General features: G+C 59.3%; 18 protein-coding genes, 1 tRNA gene, 2 rRNA genes and 3 pseudogenes (1 of these 24 running past the window's edge). 19 read left to right on the top strand and 5 right to left on the bottom strand.

Translation table 11 applies throughout. The annotated features are described in order from the left end of the window. The 4 genes and pseudogenes from WV31_RS02350 to WV31_RS21370 all read left to right on the top strand — a co-directional run. A 23S ribosomal RNA gene (locus WV31_RS02350) occupies window positions 1-2,311 on the top strand; it begins 431 nt to the left of the window's first position. A gap of 93 nt (window positions 2,312-2,404) precedes the next feature. Next, window positions 2,405-2,519: ribosomal RNA gene (rrf, locus tag WV31_RS02345) — 5S ribosomal RNA — on the top strand. Window positions 2,520-2,619: 100 nt separating this feature from the next. Continuing rightward, a tRNA-Met gene (locus WV31_RS02340) sits at window positions 2,620-2,696 on the top strand. A 296-nt stretch (window positions 2,697-2,992) separates the two neighbouring features. After that, a pseudogene (locus tag WV31_RS21370) lies at window positions 2,993-3,279 on the top strand (transposase); the annotation flags it as partial. Here the strand turns inward: WV31_RS21370 and WV31_RS02335 are convergent. Further along, window positions 3,250-3,548: pseudogene (locus tag WV31_RS02335) on the bottom strand (IS5 family transposase); the annotation flags it as partial. The pseudogenes WV31_RS21370 and WV31_RS02335 sit on opposite strands and share 30 nt — an antisense overlap. On the opposite strand from WV31_RS02335, the gene WV31_RS02330 reads away from it, so the two are divergent. The 4 genes and pseudogenes from WV31_RS02330 to WV31_RS21365 all read left to right on the top strand — a co-directional run bounded on the left by WV31_RS02330 (window position 3,464) and on the right by WV31_RS21365 (window position 6,380). Beyond that, on the top strand, window positions 3,464-4,042 hold the full coding sequence (locus WV31_RS02330) for an IS91 family transposase (protein ID WP_237051575.1): 579 nt from the start codon (window positions 3,464-3,466) through the stop codon (window positions 4,040-4,042). The pseudogene WV31_RS02335 and the gene WV31_RS02330 overlap by 85 nt on opposite strands. Before the next feature lie 186 nt (window positions 4,043-4,228). Next, window positions 4,229-4,867, top strand: a pseudogene (locus tag WV31_RS22355) (IS110 family transposase); the annotation flags it as partial. A 390-nt stretch (window positions 4,868-5,257) separates the two neighbouring features. Next, window positions 5,258-5,608, top strand: coding sequence for an MbcA/ParS/Xre antitoxin family protein (locus tag WV31_RS02315; RefSeq protein ID WP_068433398.1), 351 nt, complete (start codon window positions 5,258-5,260; stop codon window positions 5,606-5,608). Window positions 5,609-6,089: 481 nt separating this feature from the next. Beyond that, window positions 6,090-6,380: a hypothetical protein gene (locus WV31_RS21365; protein ID WP_145980712.1), complete on the top strand. Its 291-nt coding sequence runs from the start codon at window positions 6,090-6,092 to the stop codon at window positions 6,378-6,380. A gap of 22 nt (window positions 6,381-6,402) precedes the next feature. Here the strand turns inward: WV31_RS21365 and WV31_RS02310 are convergent, their stop codons facing one another. Then, window positions 6,403-6,876: a bacteriohemerythrin gene (locus tag WV31_RS02310; RefSeq protein ID WP_085372097.1), complete on the bottom strand. Its 474-nt coding sequence runs from the start codon at window positions 6,874-6,876 to the stop codon at window positions 6,403-6,405. A gap of 140 nt (window positions 6,877-7,016) precedes the next feature. Between WV31_RS02310 and WV31_RS21360 the strand changes: the two genes are divergently transcribed. The 7 genes from WV31_RS21360 (at window position 7,017) to WV31_RS02280 (ending at window position 13,488) form a co-directional block, all read left to right on the top strand. Beyond that, complete coding sequence (locus WV31_RS21360) at window positions 7,017-7,160, top strand: hypothetical protein (RefSeq protein ID WP_206072575.1); 144 nt, start codon at window positions 7,017-7,019, stop codon at window positions 7,158-7,160. Between the two features lie 613 nt (window positions 7,161-7,773). Then, window positions 7,774-8,187 carry a hypothetical protein gene (locus tag WV31_RS02305; RefSeq protein ID WP_145980711.1) on the top strand — a complete coding sequence of 138 codons (414 nt, stop codon included), beginning with the start codon at window positions 7,774-7,776 and terminating at the stop codon, window positions 8,185-8,187. Continuing rightward, the gene (locus tag WV31_RS02300) at window positions 8,184-9,359 is read left to right on the top strand and encodes an FTR1 family iron permease (RefSeq protein ID WP_085372095.1); all 1,176 of its coding nucleotides are present in this window, start codon (window positions 8,184-8,186) and stop codon (window positions 9,357-9,359) included. The genes WV31_RS02305 and WV31_RS02300 overlap by 4 nt, the downstream gene beginning before the upstream one ends. Continuing rightward, window positions 9,356-10,792, top strand: coding sequence for a 4Fe-4S binding protein (locus WV31_RS02295; protein WP_085372094.1), 1,437 nt, complete (start codon window positions 9,356-9,358; stop codon window positions 10,790-10,792). Before WV31_RS02300 ends, WV31_RS02295 begins: the two co-directional genes overlap by 4 nt. A 48-nt stretch (window positions 10,793-10,840) precedes the next feature. Beyond that, complete coding sequence (locus tag WV31_RS02290; protein WP_011383377.1) at window positions 10,841-11,386, top strand: iron transporter; 546 nt, start codon at window positions 10,841-10,843, stop codon at window positions 11,384-11,386. Window positions 11,387-11,464: 78 nt separating this feature from the next. After that, a complete protein-coding gene (locus tag WV31_RS02285) occupies window positions 11,465-11,989 on the top strand; it encodes an iron transporter (protein ID WP_085372093.1) in 525 nt (174 codons plus the stop codon). Window positions 11,990-12,066: 77 nt separating this feature from the next. Then, the gene (locus tag WV31_RS02280; RefSeq protein ID WP_168185831.1) at window positions 12,067-13,488 is read left to right on the top strand and encodes a carbohydrate porin; all 1,422 of its coding nucleotides are present in this window, start codon (window positions 12,067-12,069) and stop codon (window positions 13,486-13,488) included. Between the two features lie 207 nt (window positions 13,489-13,695). Here WV31_RS02280 and WV31_RS02275 read toward each other — a convergent pair whose 3' ends face one another. The 3 genes from WV31_RS02275 to WV31_RS02265 all read right to left on the bottom strand — a co-directional run bounded on the left by WV31_RS02275 (window position 13,696) and on the right by WV31_RS02265 (window position 16,336). Next, window positions 13,696-14,700 (bottom strand): efflux RND transporter periplasmic adaptor subunit, encoded by a 1,005-nt coding sequence (locus WV31_RS02275; protein WP_085372091.1) that lies wholly within the window; start codon window positions 14,698-14,700, stop codon window positions 13,696-13,698. A 287-nt stretch (window positions 14,701-14,987) separates the two neighbouring features. After that, window positions 14,988-15,359, bottom strand: coding sequence for a tetratricopeptide repeat protein (locus WV31_RS02270; protein ID WP_011383382.1), 372 nt, complete (start codon window positions 15,357-15,359; stop codon window positions 14,988-14,990). Window positions 15,360-16,123: 764 nt separating this feature from the next. Beyond that, window positions 16,124-16,336: a hypothetical protein gene (locus WV31_RS02265; RefSeq protein ID WP_043743460.1), complete on the bottom strand. Its 213-nt coding sequence runs from the start codon at window positions 16,334-16,336 to the stop codon at window positions 16,124-16,126. A gap of 386 nt (window positions 16,337-16,722) precedes the next feature. Here WV31_RS02265 and WV31_RS02260 point away from each other — a divergent pair, with 386 nt between their 5' ends. The 4 genes from WV31_RS02260 (at window position 16,723) to WV31_RS02245 (ending at window position 20,107) form a co-directional block, all read left to right on the top strand. Continuing rightward, window positions 16,723-17,202, top strand: coding sequence for a hypothetical protein (locus tag WV31_RS02260; protein ID WP_008621838.1), 480 nt, complete (start codon window positions 16,723-16,725; stop codon window positions 17,200-17,202). Window positions 17,203-17,374: 172 nt separating this feature from the next. After that, window positions 17,375-17,779: a response regulator gene (locus WV31_RS02255; RefSeq protein ID WP_011383385.1), complete on the top strand. Its 405-nt coding sequence runs from the start codon at window positions 17,375-17,377 to the stop codon at window positions 17,777-17,779. 377 nt (window positions 17,780-18,156) lie between these two features. Continuing rightward, complete coding sequence (locus WV31_RS02250; protein WP_237051455.1) at window positions 18,157-19,269, top strand: IS110 family transposase; 1,113 nt, start codon at window positions 18,157-18,159, stop codon at window positions 19,267-19,269. Window positions 19,270-19,786: 517 nt separating this feature from the next. Beyond that, the gene (locus WV31_RS02245; protein ID WP_068433401.1) at window positions 19,787-20,107 is read left to right on the top strand and encodes a hypothetical protein; all 321 of its coding nucleotides are present in this window, start codon (window positions 19,787-19,789) and stop codon (window positions 20,105-20,107) included. Window positions 20,108-20,116: the final 9 nt, after the last annotated feature.

The raw sequence follows: 20,116 nt of genomic DNA, 5'->3' as shown, positions 1-20,116 counted from the left end.
GCGAACTAGTACCGTGAGGGAAAGGTGAAAAGCACCCCGACAAGGGGAGTGAAATAGTACCTGAAACGGAATGCCTACAAGCAGTCGGAGCCCCCTCGAGGGGTGACGGCGTACCTTTTGTATAATGGGTCAGCGAGTTAGTGTATGCAGCAAGCTTAAGCCGGTAGGCGTAGGCGCAGCGAAAGCGAGTCTGAATAGGGCGACGAGTTGCATGCATTAGACCCGAAACCGGGTGATCTAGCCATGGGCAGGTTGAAGGTGGGGTAACACCCACTGGAGGACCGAACTCACGTCTGTTGAAAAAGACGGAGATGACCTGTGGTTAGGGGTGAAAGGCCAATCAAACTCGGAAATAGCTGGTTCTCCGCGAAAGCTATTTAGGTAGCGCCTCGGACGAATACCTACGGGGGTAGAGCACTGGATGGGCTAGGGGGTCCCAAAGACCTACCAAACCTAACCAAACTCCGAATACCGTAGAGTACTATCCGGGAGACAGACGGTGGGTGCTAAGGTCCATCGTCAAAAGGGAAACAGCCCAGACCGCCAGCTAAGGTCCCCAAGTCATGGCTAAGTGGGAAAGGATGTAAGACGGCCAAAACAACCAGGAGGTTGGCTTAGAAGCAGCCATCCTTTAAAGAAAGCGTAATAGCTCACTGGTCTAATAGCTGTCTCGCGCCGAAAATGTACCGGGGCTCAAGCCATGCACCGAAGCTGCGGGTGTGCAGCAATGCACGCGGTAGCGGAGCGTTCCGTAAGCCTGCGAAGGCGTCATCGTGAGAGGCGCTGGAGGTATCGGAAGTGAGAATGCTGACATGAGTAGCGACAAACAGTGTGAGAAACACTGTCGCCGAAAGTCCAAGGGTTCCTGCGCAAGGCTAATCCGCGCAGGGTAAGCCGGCCCCTAAGGCGAGGGCGAAAGCCGTAGTCGATGGGAACCACGTTAATATTCGTGGGCCTGCTGGAAGTGACGGCCTCCGTGTATTGTATCCTCTTATCGGATTGAGGGTGCAGTGAAGGAGGTCCAGGAAATAACTCCAGCGTATAGACCGTACCCTAAACCGACACAGGTGGACTGGTAGAGTATACCAAGGCGCTTGAGAGAACGATGTTGAAGGAACTAGGCAAATTGACCCCGTAACTTCGGGATAAGGGGTACCTCTCTTTGCGCAAGCAGAGGGGGGTGGCACAGACCAGGGGGTGGCGACTGTTTACTAAAAACACAGGGCTCTGCGAAGTCGAAAGACGACGTATAGGGTCTGACGCCTGCCCGGTGCCGGAAGGTTAAAAGGAGGGGTGCAAGCTCTGAATTGAAGCCCCGGTAAACGGCGGCCGTAACTATAACGGTCCTAAGGTAGCGAAATTCCTTGTCGGGTAAGTTCCGACCTGCACGAATGGCGTAACGACTTCCCCGCTGTCTCCAACATCGACTCAGCGAAATTGAATTCTCCGTGAAGATGCGGAGTACCCGTGGCTAGACGGAAAGACCCCGTGCACCTTTACTACAGCTTTGCAGTGGTACTAGGATGTGGATGTGTAGGATAGGTGGGAGCCTATGAAGCACTGGCGCCAGCCGGTGTGGAGGCAACCTTGAAATACCACCCTTCTGCTTCCTGGTATCTAACCGCGCCCCGTGAACCCGGGGCCGGGACCCTGCATGGCGGGTAGTTTGACTGGGGCGGTCGCCTCCCAAAGAGTAACGGAGGCGCGCGATGGTGGGCTCAGGCTGGTCGGAAATCAGCTGTCGAGTGCAATGGCATAAGCCCGCCTGACTGCGAGACAAACAAGTCGAGCAGAGACGAAAGTCGGTCATAGTGATCCGGTGGTCCCGCGTGGAAGGGCCATCGCTCAACGGATAAAAGGTACGCCGGGGATAACAGGCTGATCTCCCCCAAGAGTCCACATCGACGGGGAGGTTTGGCACCTCGATGTCGGCTCATCACATCCTGGGGCTGGAGCAGGTCCCAAGGGTTCGGCTGTTCGCCGATTAAAGTGGTACGTGAGCTGGGTTTAGAACGTCGTGAGACAGTTCGGTCCCTATCTACCATGGGTGTTGGAAACTTGAGAGGACCTGTCCCTAGTACGAGAGGACCGGGATGGACGCACCTCTAGTGTACCGGTTGTCGCGCCAGCGGCATCGCCGGGTAGCCATGTGCGGACGAGATAACCGCTGAATGCATCTAAGCGGGAAGCTCCCCTCAAAACCAGGTTTCCCTATCAGAGCCGTGGAAGACCACCACGTTGATAGGCAGCATGTGGAAGCGTGGCAACACGTGAAGCTAAGCTGTACTAATCGCTCGATCGGCTTGATCGCCCATGCGTAGCGGCAAGCCCGACACACGAAACACTTCAAGTTCAGTGCACGAAGGTACTAATCCAGATCAGATCAATTCGTTTCCTTCGACGACCAGGTGGTCATAGCGAGGGCCCTCCACCCGATCCCATCCCGAACTCGGACGTGAAACCCCTCTGCGCCGATGGTACTTTGTCTTAAGACATGGGAGAGTAGGACGCTGCCTGGTCTTCAAAGGAAACGATAAACCTAACACGATGATAAACACCGGCCCAAACAACAGGGCCGGTGTATCCGTTTCAGGCCAATACTTCGGCCTAACACATTACCGCGGGGTGGAGCAGCCCGGTAGCTCGTCAGGCTCATAACCTGAAGGTCGCAGGTTCAAATCCTGCCCCCGCAACCAGTCCAAAAAGCCTGCAATCCCAACGGATTGCAGGCTTTTCCTTTGGGCGTTTGAATAGGGCAAATATCACGCTCTGCTCCAAATTTGCTCCATTGAGAATGGCTTTGCAGTTTTCATGATCTGTTCCATTTTGGTCCTATCGACTTCTTGCGGCCTCCGATGCCATCCTTTTGGCACGGAGATTTTTCATGGCGGATTTTATTAAACGCGTTGGAACAAACGGGAAGGTCAGCTGGCAAGCTAGGGTCCGCCGCAAGGGTTTGCCGCTTGGGGGGAGAGACGTCCATCCCATTAAGTGGAAGGCCAAGTATGGCGGGCTCGACGTGTCGGAAGCCCGGCGGCTGAAAGCGCTTGAGGACGAGAACGCCCAGCTGAAGAAGCTGCTGGCGGAATCCATGCTGAACGAGGCCGCGCTCCGCGATCTGCTGGGAAAAAAATGGTGAGGCCCGCCGCCAAGCGAGAAGCTGTCGCCCATCTGCGAAGCCAATTCGAGATGAGCGAGCGTCGGGCCTGTGCGGTGATCGCGGCGGATCGCACCATGATCCGCTACCGTTCGGTTTGGCCCGACGACAAAGCGCAGCGGATTGCCCAAGGCATCGACGATGGCGTGGATCTTGATGGTCAGCCCGCCGCGCGAACGCCCGATCGCACGAGCTTCAGGCCCCCTTTTTTGCCCGCCGCATGTTGGTGCGCCCGGACGATGGTCGAGTCGATCATGACGTATTCGAAGTCGGGGTCGTCAGCCATCATGGCGAAAAGCCGATCCCATACACCGTCCTTGGACCAGCGGGAAAAACGGTAGAACGCGCTGTTCCAATTGCCGAAAAAATTCGGCAGATCACGCCAAGGCGAAGGCGAACTGGGTAGTTTACGCCAAGCGCCCGTTCGGCGGACCCGAGCAAGTGCTGGCCTATCTCGGTCGCTATACCCACCGGGTTGCCATCGCCAACAGCCGATTGAGCGGAATCGAGGATGGGGGTGTCAGCTTCCGCTGGAAGGACTATCGCCATCACGACAAGCAGAAGGTGATGACGCTGAAGCCCGGAGAATTCATCCGCCGCTTCTTGCTCCACGTCCTCCCCGACGGCTTCCACCGCATCCGCCATTACGGCTTTCTCGCCAATGGGCGCCGCGCCGCCAAGCTGGAAACCTGCCGCCGCCTGCTGGCCGTGCCGACGCCGCCGATCGCGGTGGCCGGCACCCCGGATGACTACCGTGATCGCCATCACCGTCTCACTGGCCACGACCTCCGCCGCTGCCCATGCTGCGGCGGCACCATGGCGCCGCTCGCACCCATCCCCCGATCGCCGGCCGGCCATGCCAACCACCGGATCGACACGTCATGACCGTCGCTCTGCTTCCGTCCCTCGTGACCGCGATTACACCGACGGTGGCCGTCGGCGTCGCCGCTGCTCGCCCAATTCACGTCCGTTCGGCCATCACGGCGACCACGACTGCCGCTAACGCTTGCAAAGGGGCGCATCAGATGTTGGAGGAGATCATGACGATCACATACATGGGTATCGATCTGGAGAAGAGCGTGTTCCAACTGCACGGGGCGGATGCCGATGCGCGGCCTCCTGCTGGACCGTGGCTTCGCGATCGGTGCTTCGATCACTCGAGCCCGGCGCGCCATCCCCGAGATCATCTCCGATCCGAACAACGGTTTGACCACCATGGCTCGGGAAACCATCACGGAACTCCACGAGTTTCTTGGTCAGATCGACCAGCGGATCAAAGCGTTCGACCGTCGCATCGGGGAGATCTTCCGCGCGAATGCGGCTTGTCAACGGATCGCCCGCATCTGTGGCGTCGGCCCCAAAACGGCCACCGCCGTGATCGCGGCGGTCGGAGATGGCAAGGAGTTTAAGAATGGCCGACACCTTTCCGCTTGGATGGGGCTTGTCCCACGACAGCATTCCAGTGGCAGTCGATAGATTCTGATGGGGATCAGCAAGCGCGGCGATCAGCACCTGCGAACCTTGCTCGTTCATGGCGCGAGAGCCGTGGTGCGGGTGGCCGCGAGACGGAGTGATCCGTTCAGCCAATGGATCAATGCGCTGCGAGAGCGTCGCGGGGCGAACCGGGCAATTGTCGCCGTCGCCAACAAGAACGCCCGGATCATATGGGCGATGCTTCGGCGCCATGAGGAATTCCAGCCCGCGACCTGAGGCTGGGATAAGGGTTGCATGGAGATCCAAGAAATGTGACCGACCGGCAAATCCGGTGTGTGAGGAACCTGGCTTTTATAACGGCCCCATGAGGCCGACCACTTGTTGAGGCTCACCACGCGGAATTCCCATTTGGGCGCACCGACATCCGGTGACGCCGGATATGCCAGCATGCTGGCCAGTAAGAAGGCTTCCCTGCAGGTGGTCGGGGCCTTGGGCTGGTGGCTGAGAGCAACCTGGATGGCCAAATTGGCCATCAATTCCTCCCGTTCGTTGGCGGTAACAATTTCGTCCACGCTTAGCACCTTGTCAGTTGATGGCCGGCCCAGTAGATAATGCGAAAGTCTGGACGAACAAGGGTTTTGAGACGCGCTTGGAGCCTATTGGACGATGATGATCACGGTGGATAGCGAACCTGATCGAGAGGCGAAACTGGCGGAGATCGTCGCCAAGATCCGCCAGATTCTCGTCGGAGATGACCCACAGGGCATCGTTGAGACAGTCACGCCCGAACCGCCGCAACCTGTGCTGACCGGGATCAGTGTCGGCCGAGCCCACCGTTTAACCCTTTTGGCGAACCATGTGTTCGGCGATGAGGATAAGGCCTGCATCTGGTTGACGGAGCCGCAGGAGAGGTTTGGGGGCAAATCTCTGATGCAATTGGCCGAGAATCCCGCCGTTGCCGATCATATTGAGGAGGCATTGCGGCGGATCCATGAGGAACAGATTTTCAAGGATTAACCAAAAATACGCGCCAAACGCGGCCTCATCAAATAAACATTGCGAACAAATGGACCATGAATTCGAACTCAGAACAGACCAAAAGCGCACTTGATCAATGCTTTGTAGATACAGTTAGGCATTTGTCACATATAGAGGCGCCAGACAAGCTTGAAAAATTGACGGAATTGCTTTTGATGGCGGTTCTCTCGAGAGAACCATTGAAGCCATTGCGGGATGCATTGATTGCGTCCATCCGCCACACAATAAATGAAGTGCGCAATCGACCATCAGGCCATGGAAGACGGAACGCCATGAGGCTGTCTGTGGTGATGTGCCGAAAAACTCTGCACGTGGCCAGGATCGCGTCAAAAGTGAGCTGACCATACGAGGCATGATCGGGCTGAAATCTCGAGCGTCGTGCCTTGTATGTGAGGCGCGACGCTCAGGCAGAGGGCGCACCACTTCTGTGGTGCCGAGGAACGGGGGGCTGTGTAGCGCCATGGCCAAGAATGCCCCCAGGGCTTCCCGCAAATGGCAACGACGTTACTTGCATCTGCAGCCGCCGGTAACGCGTTACTATTCGGCCGGGGTGGCCATGAAGGCCAAGGCGTTGATGTGTGTGAGGCGGGCTCGCGTCATAATGCCCAAGACCTCGTTCGGCGGGAATGTCTCGGTGCTCATGGAATGGACGTTCTGGACACGCCTCGTTCGCAATGCCCGATTTTATCAAGTGCCGCTATTCAGCGGATTTCCGCCCATCGGCCAGAGTCTTACGATTTGTCGCGGCTGATAGGCTGAGTGTTTGGTGAGCACTATCCTGCGGCTTCCGCGGCCAGGAGGGCGAGAGGACGAGGATCCACGGCGGAATCTCTTATCCACCGCTTATACTGCATGTCCTCATTGAGGATGTGGTGAGTGAGCCATTTGACAACGAGGTCGGGAAGGTCGTCCGCCGCTGACTTGGTCCCACTTTGATAGGTTTCGGAAATCGCCCTCACCCTGGCTTGAAACTTACGGTGTTTATGGTGATGTTCCGAGAGTTGCGTATAGCCGACCGCCTTCAGCGCCTTTTCCTCGCGAAGGAAATGCCCATCCACATACTCTTCCAGGATCAAGAGAGTGCTGGCGATGATCAAGCCCTGATCCCGCTTATCGGCGAGCGAATCGTAAAGCAGCCGAGCAATGTCAAAAAATGCCTTATGGTCGGAGTCCAGCGTGTCATTGCCCACGGACATCTCGGGGGTCCACTCAGGGATTGCGCCTCGAGCGGCACCACTGGCTACCATTTTCCCCTCCCTACAGTGGCTTTTGGCCCCAGGTAGTTCTGGTGCCGCTCAGCGAGCAGATTGTGCCAAGCCATCCGCAGGTGATATGACTAACGTAACAAAGGCTCATAGCCGAGGGCCTGTCAAGGGAGGCTATCAGCATGGCCATCTGCATTAGCGGCAATGGACACAGCTTCCGTGACAATGAGATCATCGTCAGCAAGACCTACCTTCAGGGGCGAATGACCTATTGTAATGGCGTTTTTATTCGCATCTCAGGATACGCGGAAGCCGAGTTGATCTGAAAAACACATAACATGATGCGGATTGACATAAATCAATCTGGCGAGATGTTGTTTTTAGCGCATTTTTATTTTGGCGCTGCATATCGCAAGAATTATCACGTTGATCTTGCAGCCTCCGGTACATCGCAGGTCCTGTTAAGGTCTTGCAGACTGACCGCCCCCCCCCCCAGCCGCGATAAAACGAAGCCGTTTCCTCCCTTCCCGATGACGTCGAATCCCTGCGCCATATCATCGCCGGGCTGACCGGAGAGTTGGCGGCGGCGGTCAGCGCCTCTTCATCATCCCGCCCCTGTGGCTCACGTCGCTGTATCCAGCGTGGCTGCCCCTGCACCAGGCAAGTCCGGCGCTCCGGCACAGCCAACCGCTCGCACACCGCCATGATGCAGCACCGGCGACGGGCGGGGCTCACTTGACCGGCCCCGGCACCTCGATGCGCTCGAAAGCGGCCATACGCTGACATGTGAGGAGAGTGGCGTTTGCCCATCTTCGCCTGCTCCTAGGCTCGTCATTTTGCCGGAAATGCGAGAGAGAATCACTTGCACTATCAGCCTTCATTCGACTATACCCACATCTAATTCGAGTCATTAGCAAACTCATTAAGGGAGGGTTCCAGATGAAGTGGACCTGGTCGAGTGGAATGTGCACTGCCCTGCTCCTCGTATCAGCCTCGGCATGGGCAGCCGGGGGCTATTGGGCTGGAATCGCCGAGGAAGTTTGCACAGAGGTTACCAAGGTCGAAACCTTTGCCAAGGCAGGCAAGATCGAGGACGCCAAGGCGGCGTTCCACACCGCCTATTTCGGCACCTTCGAAGAAAAGAAGATGGAGATCGCCGAGCGCTCCAACTTCGGCATCTCCCATACTGCCGATGTGGAAGAGATATTCAACAATCTCCGCAAGGCAGCAAGCAAGCCCGGAACCGGCGACGTGTCCGCCCTGGCCGAGACGCTGCGCAGGGAGTTGCGCAAAGACGGCAAGGCACTCGATGCCGCCAAAGTGAATCCCGATGGAAATGAGGGGAAAAAATGATTCGCCACATAATTCTGGCCATCACCATGGTGGTCCTCGCCGCGTTGCCCGCCTCGGCGAAGACGGTGGACGTCCCCGCCACCATCTCCTTGATCCTTGAGGGCGGCGATGCCGCCATCGCCGCCTATGCCCCCGAGCGCAAGGCCGCCACCGCCGATGCCATGTCTGATCTTTACTTCGATTCCTTCGAGGCCAGTGGCCTGGAAGGTGCGATCGGCATGGTCGATGCCTCGTGGAAAATCGGTCTGGAGGGGCAGTTCGGCCAACTCATCGGAAAGATCCGCCAGGGCGACTCTCCGGAGGTGGTGAAGGCGGGCTGGGCCTCGCTGCGCGCCAATCTGGCCGTCGTTCCGTCGCGGATGGCCCCCAAGGGGGGAGGGTTCTGGAGCATGTTCCTTCAGTCTTTCCTGATCCTGGTGCGCGAGGGCTTCGAGGCCATGCTGGTGATCACCTCCCTGGCCGCCTATCTCAAGCGTTCCGCTCCGGATAAGGTCAAGGTGGTCTATCACGGGGTTGGCTGGGCGGTGATCGCCAGTTTGGTGACCGCATGGGTGGTGTCGGCCCTGATCAATGTCAGCGGCCAGGGCAAGGAATTGTTTGAAGGCTGCACCATGCTGCTGGCCTCGGTGGTGCTGTTCTATTGCTCGTACTGGCTGTTCGCCAAGCGCGAGGCCGCCCGCTGGCAGAGCTACGTCAAGGAGCAAATCAGTTCGGCCCTGTCGGGCGGCCGCCTGTTCGCCCTGGGCTTCGCCGCCTTCCTGGCGGTTTATCGGGAAGGGGCCGAGACGGTGCTGTTCTATATCGCCCTGGCTTCCGGCGAGCCGGGCCAGATGACGGCGCTGTTGGCGGGACTCGGCGCTGCCTGCGTGGCTCTGGGAGCCCTCTACGTGACCATGAACGTGATGTCCATCCGTCTGCCCCTGGGTGTGTTCTTCGGGGTGACCGCCGGACTGCTCTACTACTTGGCGGTGGCGTTCGCCGGCAAGGGCGTGGTCGAGTTGCAGAACGCTAAGGTGCTTCCCATCACTCCGCTGGAGGGGTGGCCGAGCGTCGATTGGCTTGGCCTGTTCCCCACCCTCGAGGGTGCCACGGCCCAGGCCATCCTGGTCGTGCCCCTGCTGGTCGGCATCCTTGTTCTGCAATTCAAGAAACGAGCCGCGAGGGCAGCGTGAACAATAAATCTTTCGACGAGGTTCGGACCAAGGCGTCGGTGCGCCCAGTTTCGGCACGGAAGGTCGCGGCGGCTGTCGAAGCGTTCTTCGTCCGCAATCGCACATGGCTGTCATGGGTCCATGCGGCCATGTTCCTGGTCTTTCTCGGCATCATCCTCGTGCCGGTTTTTCTACCCGATCCTCCGGGCAACGCCACGCCGTTGACCCATTACACCACCTTTACCAATTACCTATTGTGGGGATTGTGGTTTCCGCTGGTGTTCATGTCGGTGATCGTCACCGGACGGTCATGGTGCGGTTTGCTTTGCCCCATGGGGGCGGCGGCCGAGAAGGCCAACGCCTATGGACCGAAGTTTAAGATTCCCCGCTGGCTGAGCTGGGAAGGAACGCCGGTGGTAAGCTTCCTCATCGTCACCATTATCGGTCAGACGGTGGGGGTGCGCGACCATCCCGAGGCCGCGGCCGAGGTCTTCGGCGGCACCATGCTGGCCGCGATCATCATCGGCTGGCTGTTCGGTTCCAAGAAACGCGCTTGGTGCAGGCACGCCTGCCCAATCGGCCTGCTGCTGGGCGTGTTCTCGCGTCTGGGAGCGGTGGAGTTCGCACCCTGGACCCGAAAGTCAACCACAGAGGGATACACCGACCGAGGTGTATGCCCCACCCTGATTGATATCTCTCGCAAGACGGAATCGCGGCACTGCATCGAATGCTTCCGCTGCGTCAATCCATCGGCCAAGGGTGGGGTCCACCTGGAATTCCGCAAGCCCGGGAAAGAGATCGAGCGAATTCGCGATCATCACGCCAATCCGGTGGAGGTGTGGTTCTTGTTCCTCGGGACCGGCATCGCCCTGGGTGGCTTTCTGTGGCTGGTTCTGCCGATCTTCCAGAAGATGCGGCAAAGTCTAGGGGTGTGGAGCATTCACAACGGCCTGACCTGGATGGGGCAGCCCGGACCGGCTTGGCTGATGAGCGTTCATCCCGAACGGAACGAAATTTTCCTTTGGCTCGATTTCGTGATGATCACCGGCTTCATGACGGGCTGCATGGTGCTGCTGGCCGTCGTTCTGGCGGCGTTCACATCCTGCTCGTCCGCTTTGGCGGGACGGGCGGGAGGCGATGGCACCTTTGGCAGCCGTTTCACCGAATTGGGCTACCAATACACTCCGGTGGCCATGGTCTCACTGATCATCGGTCTTGGCGGCAAGTTGTTCGAACCCATCGCCTATACCCCGCTGGGGATCGATGGTGTCCATGGGGCGAAGGGCTTGCTCTTCGTGATCGGACTGCTGTGGAGCATCCGCCTGGGCGAACGCATCCTCGCCCGCCAGGGGGTCGCGGCCTCGCGCCGCTGGCTGCCGCTGTTGCCTGGCCTTATCGGCACGCTGGCGGTCGGCCTCGGCTGGTGGCCGGCAATCTTCGGTCTCATGAAGTAAAACGCCTTGTGGCGACTTTCCAAACTCACATTTCCAACGGAGGTAAGCATGGTTTTTTCCAAGTATTCCAGCGTGGCTACGGCGGCCATGGCCGTGGTCCTGCTGTCTGGTGCCGCGACCGCCGGAGAGATCCGCATTGGCGATCCGGTCGAGAAGGCCGGGATGAAGATTGCCGGCGTCTATCTCCAGGCGGTCCTGATGGATCCGGAGAATGATATCTGCGGCCCCCACACCGCCGATATCCACCTGGAAGCGGACGTGCACGCCCTCAAGGGCAATCCCAACGGCCTGGGCAAGGGCGAATGGGTTCCCTACATGAATGCATCCTATGTCCTGACCAAGAAGGGCAGCGACTTCAAGGATGCCGGCCCGCTGGTCGCCATGGTCGCCAATGACGGCCCCCATTACGGCCGTAACGTCAAGATGGCCGGGCCGGGCACCTATCATGTGGTGTTCACTCTTCAGCCGCCCTCGGCCAATGGCATGGGCCACCATGTCAGCAAGGAGACGGGTGTCGCTGAATGGTGGGCGCCCATCACCCAGGAATGGGACTTCGATTATGTGGGCAGCACCGGCAAGAAGGGCGGTTACTGATCGCTTCTTCGGGTCTGGCCGGCATGGCGATGCCTGCCGCGTCTTGATTTCGTGAACACATCACACCCAGAGGTAATAATGCGTCCCACTCTCGTGAAAACGGCCTACGTCGCTGCCGCGGCCCTTATGCTTTCCGGCGCAGCCGGTGCCGCCGAGCGCCCCATCGGCGAAGTCGAAAAGGGCGGCATGAAAATCTCAGCCGTCTATCATCAGGGTATCGTTGTGGAGCCGAAGAATGAGCTCTACGGCCCGGACAACGCCGATATCTATCTGCAGGCCGATGTTCATGCCCTGAAGAACAACCCCAACGGCTTTGGCAAGGGCGAGTGGCTGCCCTATGTGACGGCGTCCTATGTGGTGACCAAGCCGGGCAGCGACTTCAAGGCCGCCGGCCCGCTGCCGCCCATGACCTCGGTCACCGGCCCCCATTACGGCCGCAATATCAATCTGGCGGGACCGGGCACCTATCATGTGACTATCACCCTCAAGGCGCCGGTCCACAATAACTTCTACCGCCACACCGACAAGGAGACGGGCGTCTCTCAGTGGTGGGATCCCATCACCCAGGAATGGGACTTCAAGTTTGAGGGTGCCGGAAAGTAATGCCGGCACCGTTTGTGAAATATAGGTCGGCATGGGCGCGGGGAGCAGCACCTGCCGATGAATGCCAAGGGGATATCATGAATAAGCGTAAATATAACGGCGACGCTAAATCGCGCACTTCTTTTGGATTGGTTGTGGTCTCGGTACTGTCCTTGACGGCCTTGGCTCATCCCGCCCTGGCCGACGGGGATTGTGAGGTAACTCCTCCGGGGTTCTGGGAACGCGACACCGCGCTGGGCAGCTTCGGCGGTGCCCGCACCGAGCTGTGCAAGAAGGGCGTTCAACTGGGCGTCACCTCGGTCAACGAAATGCTGGCCAATCCGTACGGCGGCGTCAGCCACGGCGGCAAGGGCCAGGGGCGGATGCAGTTCGATCTCGATATCGATCTCGAGAAGATGGCCGAGCTCAAGGGAACCACCCTGCATGCGGGCGCCATGTGGATTTATGGTGGCCGGATCAGCGGCAAGAATCTCGGCAACCTGATGCCGGTCAGCAATATCGAGGCCATTCCGTCCCGTCGCCTCTTCACCCTTTGGGGACAGCAGGTCCTGTTCGATGACATGCTCAGCGTGCGGCTCGGTCAGCTTGCGGTCGATGATGAATTCGTGGTCAGCAAGCTGTCCTCGGTCTTCGTCAACAGCACCTTCGGCTTCCCGTTCGGAATTTCCGGCAATCTTCCCAGTGGTGGCGCCGCTTTCCCTATGCCGACGCCGGGCGCTCGGGTCAAGCTGAACCTGACGGACGAAGTCTCCTGGATGACGGCGGCCTTCGCTGGCGACCCTGCGGGCAAGTTCGACGTCCGCGATCCCCAGTGGCGCAATCATGACGGCACCACCTTCAGCTTCTCACGCGGCACATTCTACATTACCGAGGGTGCCTATGCGGTGAACCAGGAGAAGAATTCAAAAGGTCTTCCCGGAACCTACAAACTGGGCGCTTGGTATCACAGCGCCCGTTTCAACGACCAGCATTTCGACAATCTTGGTCAATCTCTGGCTAGCGGAAACACCACCGGAATCGGGAATCCGGTCCGGGGGAATGGTGGCGTCTATTTCGTCATCGACCAGATGCTGATCAAGGGGCAGCGCTGGTCCGAAGAAGGGCTGGGCGTGTTCCTGCGTGGCGGCGTCTCGCCTTCGGACCGCAACCAGGTGCCCTTCTATCTGGATGGCGGCATTAGCTACAAGGGCCTGTTCGCTGGCCGTGAGGAGGACACCTTGGCGCTAGGTGTCGGCTACGGGCAACTCAGCGGGAGTCTGCAGGGGCTGGATAGGGATACCCGGCAGATCAACGGCCAGCCAACCCGACCGGTCCGGGACTACGAGACTGTCATCGAGGTAACCTATCAGGCGCAGATCACCCCCTGGTGGACGATCCAGCCGGACGTGCAATACGTCATTCATCCCGGCGGCAATATCCCCAACCCAGGGGCGGGGAGCCAGTTCACCCCGATCGGTGACACCTTTATCTTCGGAGCGCGGACCGCGATAAAGTTCTAACAGCTTAAAGGCGACCATTCCGATCCTGGCGTGGGATCGGGTTGGTCGCCCCGTCGCTAAAATGGCGTCTGAGAAAATTTTCCACTCGATGACCCCATTGGGTCATAAGCGGCAGAATTACCAATCGCTGCGGGACCGTTCCGCCAAAGAGGCACGGCTGAAAGCCTCCGTTGCCTCCCGTACCGTTACGGCGACCGCGTATTTCCATCACATTCCGCTTTCCCGCAGCAGAGCCGCGGCTGCCGATCGCAGGATGAAACCCGCTATACTTTCCGGCTCGGCCTTCAGGACAGCCATTCCTCGCAACTGGGTGGCCTGTGCAGGGATGGTGCCGACACAGCGAATCCGGTACAGGGCCTGATCGGGAACCAATGACTTGTCCTTGGCGCGAACTTGAATCGGGCCGCCAGCCACCAAGGCAAGCACCGGTTCCGTCAGGCTGCGGATGGCCCCGCTGTCGATGGTAGCAATCCTGCACGGCAGGTCGGGGCGGCCCGGGTCATCGGCAACAAACCGCCCCTCGTTCCCAATGCGAAGTCTTCCCACATCGCTTTCGGCCACGAAGGCTTCGACCGCCAAGGCTCCGGTCCCTGCCAGTTGGGCAAGGCGCTCCCTGGGAGAAATCCACTGCCCGATCTGAAGATCGGGAATCATATCCACGACCCTGCCCGCCATGGGGGCTGTGACGGAAAGCCGGGCCAACTCCCGCTGCAATGAGACCCGCTCGGCGATGGCGGTTTCCAATTCCTCGCGCAGGGCCTGGGACCGCTCGCGGAAAGATGCATCGAATGAGAACGACGCCAGTTCGTATTCCAGGACCAGGATTCGCCGCTCCACCTGGGCCAGGCGATACTCAAGATCGGGGGAGGATAGCAGCGCCAAGGACTCACCCTCGGCGACCTGCCTTCCCTCCACCATCAAGATGCGTTCAATCCGGGCCGGGCTGGCGGCATAAAGCTCCAGATGGCGTTCCGCTTTCATGACGGCAGGCGCGCTGACATGGGCGCGCCACGGGACCAGGGCCAGGACAAGCGTGGCAACAAAGAACCCCACCGGCAGCAAGGACCGCCGTGACCGTCCGATGGTTTCGCGACGTTTCCACCACTCCTTGGCCTCGTTCCAGAACGGCAGAAACACGAACCATCCTATTTCCACCGCAAACAACAAGATCCCCACCGCCTTGATGAAGAAGTGATAAACCAGGACAGCCATGACCGCCAATGCCTCGAATGCACAGAAAGAGGAGCGCCGGACTTGCATGGTGCTGGGACAGCCACGCTCGACACAGCGACGTGAGCCACAGGGGCGGGATGATGAAGAGGTGCTGACCGCCGCCGCCGCCAACTTTCCGGTCAGCCCGGCGATGATATGGCGCAGGGATTCGACGTCATCGGGAAGGGAGGAAACGGCTTCGTCTTATCGCGGCTGGGGGGGGGCTGCAAGCCCTTAACAGGACTTGCGATGTGCCGGGGGCTGCCAGAGCTTTATCGCTTCTGATTTTATTTGCGCCGTAACTTAGCAATATCTTTAAACAATTTATCTTGAGAGCATGCGGGAACTTGGCTCGCCCCGCCAGTGGGTGTGTCGTTGGTGGTTGCCATTATTTGACAGTATTGCATCAGAATGTAAGAATTCATAAATTCTTTGTTTAAGTCCAAAGAGTTTTTGAACGAACTGGCGGCAAGTTCAAATTGATAATTCTTGCGATATGCAACGCCAAGATAAAAATGCGCCAGAAACAACATATCATCAGATTGATTCATGTCGATCCACGCGCTGTACAGTCTAATTGCACGCACGAAATCACCCGCACTAACTGCTTTTTCGGAAATTTCTATGATTTCGGAGATCGAAAATCCGTCATTCGACACGCCAAATGACCTCCAGGGTTGTTTGGTGCTGATTAGATCGCCTCGCGTGCCAGGATGTGATCAAGACTGAGAGTGACTTTGAAGGAGTTTGCGCCACTTTGGAGATATCGTTGTTGAGTGTGATGTCGAGGACGAAGCTGTGGGAGCGGGTCATGTCGCGGTTGTTGTCGATGCTGTTTTTGCCGGTATCAAGAGATGTGTCTTGGACATGGCGGTTTCGGTGTAGAGCAAGGTGCGGCGGGTGACGCGAATGATGGCCCCCTGCCGGCCCCAGACGATTACGGCACCGGCGAAAGCGGCAGTCAAACCCAGCCATGTAAACCGGAGCCTGGAGCGGTGACGAACTGGCGGCGGCAGATAGGCCAAAGTGACGCATACCGTTCTCCCAAAATGCAGATGGCCGACCGGGTGGTTGTCGAAGGCGGTCCGGCCGGCCTCGCGGGGGGAGGGCGAATTGTCGAAACCGCTCTCCTGTCGGAATTGTGCGCGATCTCCAAGAGCAGTCAAGCAATTGATACCGGCGGACGAGGCGCGTGTTGAGCCCGTTGGCTACCGCATAGAGGGGGGCCGCGGTCGCCCCCAGGTTCGGCTGATCCCATAATCCTGGTTTCAATCGGTCACGTGATCACTCCGCCATCAGTGTTCAATGACACGCTCTCAAGGGGAGTGGATCATGAAAGCTGTCGCCCTCGGCGATCTCCATCAGAGTGACGGCCGGAGCCGGATGGTTCAGATCGAGTGGGCAACCTCCTGAGACTTCACATCTAGCCGAATAAATCGGCATAAGGGTCAAGTTCCGCTTCGGGCCGTTTCTTCGGCGTCTTCGGACGGACCGGCGCCTTGGGCGTCCGGAACGAGGAAATAGCGTCCCAGATCTTGATGAACAGGCTTTCGCGGCCATCCAAGATGCCCGCTTCCTCCCGCTTTTGCCAATGGACCTCGCCCAGCCCGGTTTTGACGGACGGACCCGTCGCCACGGCCGGCGCGGCTTCGACGGCCGGAGCGGGGGGCGGTGGGGCGGGTACGGCGTCCGTCGGACCGGCGTCCTGAAGATCGCTTCGCCGGGGCTTCGGCGTCCTGGCCTTGGCGCGCCTGGTGGCGGAAGGGGGGGGCGTCCGCTCCGTGTCCGCGGCACAGGAGGCCGCATTGTCGCAAACCGGCTTTCCGCATTTCCTGGTCACTTGCCGCGTCCATCCCATCACATGAGGTCTTGAATTACGTCTTATCAGATTCGCGGAGAGTTTTCGCCATTTCATGGTTGCCTGGGGGAAGGTGATCTCCATGGGCGGTGACAGAAGGGCGCCGCGCAGGGTAAATAGATGGTTCGGTCGGGTGCGGGCTTCCTGCGGCAAGGCGTGATCAAATGACAACCACGGACCGTGATGCCGATTGGGTGGGATGGTGCCGCGATCAGGCGGCGCTGCTGCGGCGCCTGCCCGTCGCCACCTGTCCGGCGGGGCTCGATCCCCAGGCGCTGGCTCAAGAGATCGAAGACGGGGCGACTTTGAAGGTGGATCAGGCGGCCGGGTGGATCTTTCGCGCCTTGCTGGCCCTGGTGAAGCTTGCGGCCTACGATGATCGCGGCCAATTGCAGCGCCTGGATTTCACCCAATCCCAACTGGCCCTCGTCTGGCGGCCGGGCTTTCGGCGTCATCTGGATATGGAAGATATCTGGCTGCAGGTCCGCGAGGCGGCCGGGCAGATTCGGCCGACCGCCATTGAACTGCCCCGATCCTGCCCGATTCTGCTGGAGGACATGGTGCCTCGGGATGGGGGGGCTTTCGATGTCGGGACCATGGAGGCGAAGCTGCTGCGGGCGGGGCTGAGCCGCCGGAGCGGCTAATGGGCGGGGCGTACGATTTCGGTTAATTCAGCCCAGGCTGGTGTTGCTGCAGATGCCGTGAAGATCGGCGCTCACCTTCCGCTTGGTATTGCCAGATATATATATGCCATTTGCCGTTCTTGTTATAATTGTTGCGTGACGCCACGCAGCAATCAAAGTCTGGAATTTGACCATGCATCACAGTTGCAAGCGAGCAGTCATCGTCGAGGATTCGCCGCAAATGCGGACGCTGATCAAGGTCGTCTTGCATCAGTTCGGCGTGACGGAGGTCGTTGAGGCGGAGGACGGTAACGAGGCTATGCAGGTCCTGCGTGAAGGCGGTGCTGACATTATCGTCATGGATTGGATGATGCCGGGCATGGATGGCATTGAATGTATCCGGCGCATCCGAGCCGGGCAGGACGGGATTGTCCCGAGCATTCCCATAATCGTGGCCACCGGGGTGCAAGGCGACAGCGCCGAGGTAATGGCCTTGGCGGCCGGAGCCAATTGCTTCCTGAAAAAGCCATTCTCCATCAAGAGGCTGCATGCGGCCTTCGTCATGGCTCTGGGCGAGAGTGCCGCCCCGATGAACTGATGTGATCGTCGATTCTGCACAGGGTCGGACGGATGGCTTGCTGTGCCCCGATTCCCGCCGTCGGCATCCCATCGGGCTTGTTTCAGGGACGCAATAAGCCCGGGACAGGGGGGGCTGATCTGGAAAAGCAGCCATGGGGACCGGTCTGAATTAAGCCGTGGGGGCCATTTCTTCCCCGTGACTTGCGCGGCACACTCCAATACTCACGTCGCTACCGCAACTGATTCGCAATATTGCAACTTGGGCGCAAGCCATGCGGGGATTTGCGTTCAGATCATCGTGCGTCAAATCTAATGGGGTGGACGGCCCCTGCTCACCGGCGTCGCAATGCGCCAAGATGGTGGTTGTCGAGACACACCATTTGAAGGGGGCCGTCCATGACCGAGGTTAGCACGATTGGTTTTGATCTGGCGAAGCGGGTTTTCCAGGTCCACGGGGTCGATGGCGACGGTGCCGTGACGATCCGGCGGCAGTTGCGCCGCTCCGAGGTCGTGACGTTCTTCGCCAAGCTGTCGCCCTGCGTGGTGGGGATGGAGGCGTGCGCCTCAGCCCATTATTGGGCGCGGACGCTGGCCAAACTGGGGCATGAGGTGCGCCTGATCCCGCCCTCGCGGGTCAAGCCCTATGTCAAGCGAGGACGGAAGAACGACGCAGCCGACGCTGCGGCGATCGCCGAGGCGGTGACACGGCCGCACATGGAGTTCGTGCCGGTCAAGAGCGAGGAGGCGCAAGCGGTGCTGATGCTCCATCGCACCCGCCGCCTGTTGGTGACCCAGCGCACCATGCTCGGCAATGCGCTGCGGTCGCATTTTGCCGAATACGGCATCATCGAACCGGAGGGGCAAGGTGGGCTGGCAAGGCTGGTCGTCTGTGCGCTGGACGCACCGGATGCGGCATTGCCTCAGGCGGCTCGTGAAGCCATGGCGATGCTGGCCGCGCATGTGCGCGAGATCGACTCCAAGATCGATGCGCTGGATCACGAAATCCTGAGATGGCACCGTAACGACGCCGACAGCCAGAGGGTCGCCTCCATTCCCGGCATCGGCCCGCTGATCGCCAGCGCCATCGTTGCCGCCATGGGCGATCCCAAGCGCTTCAAGACGGGGCGAGACTTCGCCGCCTGGCTGGGGCTGGTGCCATCGCAGAATTCCACCGGTGGCAAAACCGTGCTGGGGCCGATCACCAAGGCTGGGGACCGCTATCTGCGGTCGCTCCTGGTGGTCGGCGCCACCGGCACTTTATGGCGGCGGCGCAAAGAGCAAGGCACATGGCTGGCGGGCATGATGGCGCGGGGTGCCGCGCAAACAGGCCGGACACATGACTGCACCCGACCGGAGCGTCAGCGCGAAAAAATCTCCTTGCAACGCAGGGGCTGTCCACACATGACGCACGATGATCTCGCTTTATGTTGGTCCCTCTGCCCGAGCGCGGTTCTCCGGCCGTTTGGCCGCTCGCCCAATGCTCGCCTGAGCGTCGCGCCTCATATTTGAAGGCGCGCCGCTCATTCCAAAATCTTGGATCGGCTGGAGCCAAATCGGCGCCAATCTTGTCGCGGCGCAGGTTGGACGGAAGGCGTCGCCCGCGGCTGAGGACGCTGTTGATCGGTTCCAACCAATATTTCTTAGTATAAATGAGATGCCAATGGATAATGCATAGGATATAAATAGAATAAAATATAAAATGCGTCTAATTATCGACAACTTTTACTTGCGCCCCCCCCCCAGACATGTAATAAAATGTGACGATCGTCAACCGGGGTGGTGGGCGTCGTGGGAGATGATAATGGTCGCTACGAATATTGGAGGGGCAAAGGCATTGACAATGTCGCCGATGGTCGGCAAGACCTTAGCGATCTGTGTCAGTGCCGGTATTGGGTGGGGCGTTCTTTCGGTTCTCGCTGTGGCGGCATTGGGTAGTGTCTATCTATGCCCGCAAATTCGCAGGGGAATTGGGCGAACCCGTCAGCGATCTTGAGGCATAGGCCGCGATCATTTCGTTTGCCACGCCATGCGTGACGATGATCTGGCCAGACTTGCGGAAAAAATCGTGCTGGCGTGGGCGGGCTGCTGCGGTCGGGCGATCAAGCCGAAACAGGACGTCGTAGCGTCGGTTTTCATAACACTGCGCGAAATCTGCGAGCACGGCCATCCGCAATCGGGCGGGCATGGACCGTCCAAGGCCGCCGACCGGCGGACCGGGCATGACACCTCGGTCAAGCTGATCAGCTGCCCCGACTGCGATTCCATCATGCGAAACCATGCCGCCCTGGCTCGGCATCGGCGGTTCTGCGTCAAGGGAATGCGCAAGATCAACCTTTCGACAGACTGACCCATCCGC

The organism is Magnetospirillum sp. ME-1 (assembly GCF_002105535.1).
Lineage (GTDB): Bacteria > Pseudomonadota > Alphaproteobacteria > Rhodospirillales > Magnetospirillaceae > Phaeospirillum.
The sequence above is the reverse complement of the archived record's forward strand: the minus strand, read 5'-3'. Positions and strand labels throughout refer to the sequence as shown.